Raw genomic sequence first — 8,137 nt, forward strand, 5'->3', positions numbered from 1 at the left:
GGTGGTTATAGCGAGAGGGAAACACCCGGTTCCATTCCGAACCCGGAAGTTAAGGCTCTTTGCGCCGATGGTACTGCACTGGTGACGGTGTGGGAGAGTAGGTTACTGCCGGTTTTTGATTGGGATACAGAAAAAGCCTGAGCTTGATAGCTCAGGCTCTTTTTGTTTTAAAGCGACGGGCAAGCGTGGAGTTGTGTGCCTGAAAACGCACCGGTAAGACCAGGCAGCCCCTACGCAAGGTACCCCAAGCCAGATAGACTAGAACCTAGCATTAAAAACAGGGCAGAAAAGAACCCAACCCCCACCACAAACACCATAGAGGAGCTCACTTGGCTGAATACTCACGTAACCACTCTGATAAAAACCGCGGTGGCTACAAGAAGAACAACGACCGTAACTCCTCACGCCCCTACCGTAGCGACTGCTCCGACCGTAACGAAGGCGGCTACACCAAGCGCGACGGTGACCGCCCCTACGGCGACAAGAAGAAGCCCTTTGACAAGAACCGCGGCGGTAGCAAGCGCTTCGACGAGCGTAAAAACAATGGCAACGGCCGTGGCGAACGCTCCTTCGACCGTAAGGGTAATGGCCCCCGCAAGAACTTCGACCGCGACCAGAACAAGCGTGGCTACCAGGGGGAACGCAAAGACCGAAACTTTACTGCTGAGGCACAGAACCCCAGCGGTGACTACCGTCCGTCAAAGAACGCACCAGAAATCGACACCGACGTCACCGGTAAAGAACTCGAAAACTGGACCTTGCGTGCTCTGCGTCAGCTAGAAGCTCAGAACGCAGATACCGTAGCCAAGCACCTGGTCATGGTCGGCCGTTACCTCGATATTGACCCCGACTTTGCCCTAGAACACGCTGTTGCTGCCTCAAAGCGCGCAGGCCGAATCGGCGTCGTCCGCGAGGTCGTCGGTATCGCAGCCTACGCTGCAGAGGACTTTGAACTGGCTCTGCGTGAGCTGCGCACCCACCGCCGTATCTCGGGCTCCAACGAGCACCTGGCGCTGCTCGTGGACTGCGAGCGTGCCCTGGGACGTATCGAAAAGGCCCTGACCTTGGCTGAAGAAGCGAAGAACGAAGAGGTACCTGCGGCCGTCCGCTCTGAGGTCGCTATCGTTGTCTCCGGTATCTACAGCGACCAGGGCGAGCTGAAGAAGGCTCTGAAGGCACTTGAGATCCCTGAGCTGAACCCCAAGCGCGGGTTCGACTACTCACCCCGCCTCTTCAACACCTACGCTGAACTGCTGGAGCAGGACGGACGTAGCAAGGAAGCAGCCCGCTGGGCCCGTCTTGCCCTGATGACCGAAGCCGCTCTAGGCCAGGGTGACTTTGTTGAACCTGAAATCTTCGATATTTTCACTGAGCAGGACCTGCTTGAACCCGAAGAGCCCTCCGTTGACCTTGAAGCTGCTGAAGGCCAGGCACCGGCTGCTGAAGCTGCAGAGGCAGGCACAGAAGCAGACGCTGCTGACGTCACCGAAACTGAGGCTACCGACGCAGTAACCGTAGAAGAGCCAGAAGCAAACGAAGATGGCGCCCTTTTTGAGGTCGACGAAACCCTGACGACCGCTGAAACCGTAGTGAGTGAAGACCAGGCAGAAGAAGAAGCCCTGTTTGAACTATCTGACGAAGCCGCTGAGGGGGACCGCGACTAATGCTGTTGGCAGCCCACGACGCTATTCTCTCTGACCTTGATGGCGTTGTCTACGCCGGGCCCTTCGCTATTGACGGTGCCCCGGAGGCTCTGAACAGGGCACAGGACGCCGGGGTGCCGGTAGCCTTCGTGACCAACAATGCCTCGCGCAGCGTCCAGGCCGTAGCCGATCACCTGGTGGAACTCGGCGTCAATACCGATGCTGACCACGTGATTAGCTCAGCCCAGGCTGCGGCCGAACTGCTGAAAGCCCAGCTCCCTGCCGGGGCCAAGGTGCTCATTACCGGGGCGCAGGCTCTCGCCGATTGCGTGGCGGCTGCCGGGCTAACCCCCGTTACCAGCCAGGCTGACGAACCGGTAGCAGTGGCCCAGGGCTTCAACCCCAAGATTATGTGGGAAGATCTCGCTGAAGCTGCCTACACCCTGGCCGATGAGAAGGTGCTGTGGGTCGCCTCGAATACCGATTTCACCATCCCTAAGGAACGCGGCATCGCTCCTGGCAACGGCACCCTGGTGGGGGCTGTGGCTACGGCTACCGGGCGCACCCCGCAGGTGGCGGGTAAGCCGGAGTCACCTATTTTTGTGACCGCTGCCCAGAAGCTGAACTCTCAGCGTCCTGTGGTGGTGGGCGACCGCCTAGATACCGATATCCAGGGCGGTAACCGGGCTGCGATGGCGACGGCCATGGTCATGACCGGGGTAGAGACCTACCAGAGCATTCTGGCAGCTATTCCGGTGGAGCGTCCCACCTATATTCTGGAAGACCTCGCGGGTTTCTTTGAGGACTACCCCCAGATTCAGGTGCAGGCTACCGCAACCGGTATGAGCGCTCGGGGCGCCGGCTGGTGCGCTGAGGCAACCGACACTGAACTCACCATCACCGGCGAGGGCAGCGAGATTGATAGCTGGCGTGTGGCCTGCGCAGCCTGGTGGGCTGCCCACCCCGATGCGTCCGCCCCGTTTGTTCCTAGCCAGGTGTACCGTGGCTAAGGGAACGGACGAGGCCGCCCAGGGCCTCGAAGAAAAGGCCGTTTCGGGGGCACCAATTGAAGAAACTGAGGCCCTCGACCCCGAGTTCGAGGCGGCGCTGACAGTTGCCCTGGCCCTGGAAGCTACCGAACGTATCGAGAGGCTGGGCCAGCTGGCGTCCGCCCTCAAAGAAGACCTAGATTCAAGCTGCTAGAGCCGAGTACGGAGCGGGAAGGAAGAACATGCGACTGGACCAGTACATGATGCAGGCAAAGATTGCCCGCTCCCGCACACTGGCAGCCAAGATGGTTGAGGGCGGGCACATCAGCGTGAACGGCCGTACCGTGACGAAGCCAGCCCAAAAGCTGAAGGAGGGGGACCACGTCCGCGTCCGCCGCAGCGAGCTGACCGAGTACGTGAGCCGCGCCGGGCACAAGCTGGCTGGGGCCCTGGACGCCTTCCCCGAGATCACCGTTGCCGGTAAATTCTGTTTAGACGCAGGCGCCTCTACCGGCGGCTTTACCGACGTGCTCCTGCGCCGGGGTGCCAGCCGGGTTGCGGCGGTCGATGTGGGGCACGACCAGTTGGTCGAGCAGATTCGGAACCACCCGGCCGTTGACGTCTACGAGGGCATGAACGTACGGCACATGAGCCCCGAGGATATCGGCGGGCAGGTAGCCCTGACGGTCTCAGACCTGAGCTTTATCTCCCTGACCAAGGTCGTTGAGCCGCTGGCTCAGGCAACGGCTGTAGGCGGGGACCTGCTGCTGATGGTCAAACCCCAGTTTGAGGTGGGCCCGGCCCGTATCGGCAAGGGCGGGGTGGTGACCGACCCCGAGGTGAGAGCGGACGCCGTGGCGTCCGTCCGCGCAGCAGCGCAGGACGCCGGACTGCTCGTGCTGGGGGAACAGGAAAGCCCCCTGCCAGGGCAGGACGGCAACGTAGAATTCTTCTTATGGTGCCGCAAGCCTGATGCAGCTTCTCCCACTCCATAAGACACCAAAGTCGAATAAATATTCGAAAAATTCGGTGTGTTGGGCCTAAGAAAAACAGCAAAACCGCCTACGGTCAGCTAGCCTAAAAGTGTGAACGAAACACCTGACACCGCCCTCACACCCCAGCAGACCAAGACGCCGGGGGAGCGCAATATTCTTGTCTTCGCCCATACCGGCCGTCTTGAAGCCCGCAACGCTGCTCGTGCTACCTGCACGCAGCTGCACCGGGCTGGCCTGGTGCCCGTGATGAACCGCGCTGACCTGGAAGCCCTGACCGAAAAATGGGAGAACCCCGTCCCCGTGGCGGTGGCCCACGAGTCTGTGGCGCTCAAAGACATCGAGCTGGGTATGGTGTTAGGCGGTGACGGGTCGATTCTGCGCGCCGCCGAGATGATTCGCCACACCCAGATACCCCTCATCGGCGTCAACCTTGGCCACGTAGGGTTTCTTGCAGAGGCCGAAGAGTTCGACCTGACCGAAACCGTTGAGCGAGTGGTCTCTGGTGACTACACGGTCGAAGAGCGCATGGCGATTGACGTGAAGGTCTGGGACGGCAGCCAGAAAATTCTTGAAACCTGGGCCCTCAACGAGGCCAGTGTTGAAAAGGGCAACCGCGAAAAAATGATCGAAGTGGTCATTGAGGTAGACCGGCGCCCGCTCTCGTCCTTTGGCTGTGACGGCGTGGTGCTGGCAACCCCGACCGGGTCGACCGCCTACGCGTTCTCTGGCGGCGGCCCGGTCGTCTGGCCCAGCGTTGAGGCTATGCTGATGGTGCCCCTCTCGGCCCACGCTCTTTTTGCCCGCCCCCTGGTGACCGCACCGACTTCGATGATGGCGGTAGAGCTGATCTCCGCCAACGGGCCAGAAGGTGTGCTCTGGTGCGATGGACGCCGTACCCGCGACCTGCCTCCCGGGGCCCGCGTCGAGGTGACCCGCTCGTCCAAGCCCGTCCGTCTGGCCCGTATGCACCCGGCCCCCTTCTCAGAGCGCCTGGTCAAGAAGTTCGAGCTGCCTATTGCGGGCTGGCGCGGCCCCCACACTCCCGGGCCTGCGACCAGTGCCCTGACCGTCATCCGTAACGACTAACCTCGTCTAGAAAGTTTTCTCACGTGATTGAAGAAATCCACCTGCGCGATTTGGGCGTTATTACCGATGCCCGCCTGCCTCTTGAACCCGGCTTCTCGGTACTGACCGGCGAGACGGGTGCCGGTAAAACCATGGTCGTGACGGCTCTGGGTATGTTGCTGGGCGCTCGCTCCGATGCCTCTAGCGTGCGCAACGGCGCTAAGAACGCCTTGGCTGAGGCCGTCATCCGCCTGCCTCAGGGGCACCGCGCCCTGGTCCTGGCCGAGGACGCCGGTGGTTCGGTTGAGGAGCTTGACGGCGGTTCTGCTGAGCTGCTTCTGGCCCGCACCGTCAGTGCCGCCGGTCGCTCCCGCGCCCACGTGGGTGGTGTTTCTGCCCCTATCGGCACGCTGGCAGATATCGGTCATACCCTGGTTGCGCTCCACGGCCAGTCCGACCAGCTGCGTCTCAAGGATGCCGCCGAACAGCGTCACGCTTTGGACTCCTACGCTGGGAAAAAACTTGAAAAGCTTTTGGCGGCCTACACCGTCAACTACGAGCGCTACCGTCAGACTGCCGGAGAACTTCGCGACGTCCGCGAAAATACCCGCGCCCGCGCGCTGGAAGCCCAGACCCTGCAGGGGGCTCTGGCAGAAATTGATTCGGTGCAGCCTGCCGAGGGCGAAGATGAGTCCCTGCGGGCAGAAAGCCAAAAACTGGCCAACGTTGAGTCCCTGCGTCTAGCTGCGGCGACGGCGTCCGCCGCTCTGTCGGGCACCGAATACGGGGACGCGGACGAGCCCAACGTGCTGGAGCTGCTCGATGCCGCCCGCACCGCCCTGGCCGCAGAAGCAGATGCGGACGCCGACCTGGCAGCTCTCGCTGGACGGCTGAATGAGGCCCTGATTCATGTGACCGACATTACCGAAGAAATCTCGGCCTACACCTCAGGGCTAGATACCGAGGGGCCGGAACGCCTCGCTGAGGTCGAGCACCGCCGGGCCCAGCTCAAGAGCCTGACCCGCAAGTACGGGGCTGATATTGCCGAGGTGCTGGCCTGGGCAGAAGAATCTCGGACCCGCCTGGAAACCCTCTCCGACGATCCGGCCCGCCAGGAGGCCCTGGAAGCCGAGCTGCGCCAGCTGCGCGAGACTCTGGGGGAGCAGGCTGCGGAGCTCACCGACCTGCGCACCAAGGCTGCCCGCAAACTGGCAGCGGCCGTCAGCGAAGAACTCTCAGCCCTGGCCATGCCGAACGCCTCGCTGGTGGTTGAAGTAGAAGAAACCGAGAAGTTCCACCGCTACGGTAAGGACGCGGTGACTTTCATGCTGGCTCCCCACACTCAGGCCGTCCCCCGCCCCCTGGGCAAGGGCGCCTCGGGTGGTGAGCTTTCCCGCGTGATGCTGGCCCTCGAAGTGGTGCTCTCAGAGGTAGACCCCGTGCCCACCTTCATCTTTGACGAGGTGGACTCCGGCGTCGGCGGTAAAGCAGCCATCGAAATCGGCCGCCGTCTGGCCATGCTCGCCAAGAACGTGCAGGTACTGGTAGTCACCCACCTGCCCCAGGTAGCTGCCTTTGCCGACCAGCACATCCTGGTGCGCAAAAACGATGACGGTTCCCTTTCTCGTGTGCAGGTTCTCACACCCGAGGAACGAGTCGTAGAGCTTGCCCGCATGCTCTCTGGCCACGACCAGTCGGCAGCAGCCCAGGAACATGCCCGGGAACTCCTGGTCGACGCCGGCCAGATCTAGCCCCGGGCAGGTTCCCTACCTGCCCGCAGAAGCCGGGGCAGGCGTCCGCCCACCGGGCCCTGCCCCACAGTGTTTACACGCGCGAAACAGAAACGGTGATAGGCTGGAATTCCGTGGTAGATACAAACGCATCAAACAACGGTAAAGTCACCCGCCAGATTTTCGTCACCGGCGGCGTAGCCTCATCTCTCGGCAAAGGCCTTTCAGCCTCATCTCTCGGACGACTTCTTCGCTCCCGCGGTCTCTCAGTGACCATGCAGAAGCTCGATCCCTATCTCAACGTCGATCCCGGCACCATGAATCCCTTCCAGCACGGTGAAGTTTTTGTCACCGACGACGGGGCAGAAACCGACCTCGACATCGGCCACTACGAACGCTTCCTCGATGAGAACCTCTCCCAGGCAGCTAACGTCACCACCGGTCAGGTTTACTCCCATGTCATCGCTAAGGAACGCCGCGGTGAATACCTGGGCGATACTGTACAGGTCATTCCCCATATCACCGACGAAATTAAGCGCCGCATGCGCCTTCCCGCCGAAGGCGAAAACGCCCCCGACATCATCATCACCGAAATCGGTGGCACCGTGGGCGACATCGAATCCCTGCCCTTCCTCGAAGCCGCCCGCCAGGTCCGTCGCGATGTGGGGCGCCGCAACGTCTTCTTCCTGCATGTGTCTCTGGTGCCCTTCATCGGGCCGTCTGGTGAGCTGAAGACCAAGCCCACCCAGCACTCCGTTGCCGCCCTGCGTGGCCTGGGTATTATTCCCGATGGCTTGATCCTGCGCTGCGAACGCGAGGTGCCCGAGTCACACAAGATTAAGATTGGTCACGCCTGCGACGTAGAGCCCGAGGCCGTCATCTCCTGCGCTGACGCCCCCAGCATCTACGACATCCCCAAGACCCTGCACAGCCAGAACCTCGACGCCTACATCCTGGACTACCTGGGCATCGACGCTAACCCCGTTGACTTCACCCCGTGGGATAAGCTGCTGAGCGCCGTCCACACCCCCAAGACCGAGGTTAACGTTGCTTTGGTCGGTAAGTACATCGACCTACCCGACGCTTACCTGTCGGTTACCGAGGCTCTGCGCGCCGGCGGCTTTGCCAACGACGCTAAGGTCAACATCAAGTGGGTTGCCGCCGACCTCTGTGCGAGCCGGGAGGACGCCGCCCACCAGCTGCGCGGCATGGACGCCATTCTCGTGCCCGGCGGCTTCGGCATCCGTGGCCTCGACGGTAAGATTGGCGCCCTGCGCCACGCCCGCGAAAACAAGATTCCCACCCTGGGCATCTGCCTAGGTTTGCAGTCCATGGTGCTTGAATACGCCCGCAACGTGCTCGGCATCAAGGACGCCTCATCGACCGAGTTCGACCCCGAGACCGCATCCCCGCTGATCGCCACCATCGAAGAGCAGAAGGCCTTCGTGGGCGGCGCAGGTGACCTGGGCGGTACCATGCGCCTGGGTCTCTACCCGGCAACCCTGGCAGCAGGTTCACTGGCCGAAAGCGTCTATGGGGCAACCGAGGTAGCAGAACGCCACCGCCACCGCTACGAGGTCAACAACGACTACCGCCAGCAGCTGGAAGAAGCCGGGCTGGTCATCTCCGGAACCTCACCCGACTCGTCCCTGGTGGAGTTCGTCGAGCTGCCCGTGAGCGAGCACCCCTACTACATCGCCACCCAGGCCCTGAAG

The 8,137-nt window shown here is 61.9% G+C and carries 7 protein-coding genes and 1 rRNA gene; all 8 read left to right on the forward strand.

The features are described 5' to 3' along the window. Positions 1 to 114: ribosomal RNA gene (gene rrf / locus E4U03_RS12000) — 5S ribosomal RNA — on the forward strand; the annotation flags it as partial. A gap of 215 nt (positions 115 to 329) precedes the next feature. Next, entirely contained in the window at positions 330 to 1,664 is a 1,335-nt protein-coding gene (locus E4U03_RS13240) for a tetratricopeptide repeat protein (protein WP_194210415.1), read from the forward strand. Further along, on the forward strand, positions 1,664 to 2,653 hold the full coding sequence (locus tag E4U03_RS12010; protein ID WP_135013959.1) for an HAD-IIA family hydrolase: 990 nt from the start codon (positions 1,664 to 1,666) through the stop codon (positions 2,651 to 2,653). The genes E4U03_RS13240 and E4U03_RS12010 overlap by 1 nt, the downstream gene beginning before the upstream one ends. Further along, a complete protein-coding gene (locus E4U03_RS12015) occupies positions 2,646 to 2,846 on the forward strand; it encodes a hypothetical protein (RefSeq protein WP_135013960.1) in 201 nt (66 codons plus the stop codon). Before E4U03_RS12010 ends, E4U03_RS12015 begins: the two co-directional genes overlap by 8 nt. Before the next feature lie 28 nt (positions 2,847 to 2,874). Next, positions 2,875 to 3,627, forward strand: coding sequence for a TlyA family RNA methyltransferase (locus E4U03_RS12020; protein WP_135013961.1), 753 nt, complete (start codon positions 2,875 to 2,877; stop codon positions 3,625 to 3,627). A 90-nt stretch (positions 3,628 to 3,717) separates the two neighbouring features. Then, positions 3,718 to 4,713: an NAD kinase gene (locus E4U03_RS12025; RefSeq protein ID WP_135013962.1), complete on the forward strand. Its 996-nt coding sequence runs from the start codon at positions 3,718 to 3,720 to the stop codon at positions 4,711 to 4,713. Between the two features lie 23 nt (positions 4,714 to 4,736). Continuing rightward, positions 4,737 to 6,443 carry a DNA repair protein RecN gene (recN, locus tag E4U03_RS12030; RefSeq protein WP_135013963.1) on the forward strand — a complete coding sequence of 569 codons (1,707 nt, stop codon included), beginning with the start codon at positions 4,737 to 4,739 and terminating at the stop codon, positions 6,441 to 6,443. Between the two features lie 95 nt (positions 6,444 to 6,538). After that, the coding region (locus E4U03_RS12035) for a CTP synthase (RefSeq protein ID WP_135013964.1) at positions 6,539 to 8,137 on the forward strand (1,599 nt) is incomplete at its 3' end.

The sequence above is a fragment of the Rothia nasimurium genome (genome assembly GCF_004569295.1).
Lineage (GTDB): Bacteria > Actinomycetota > Actinomycetes > Actinomycetales > Micrococcaceae > Rothia > Rothia nasimurium_B.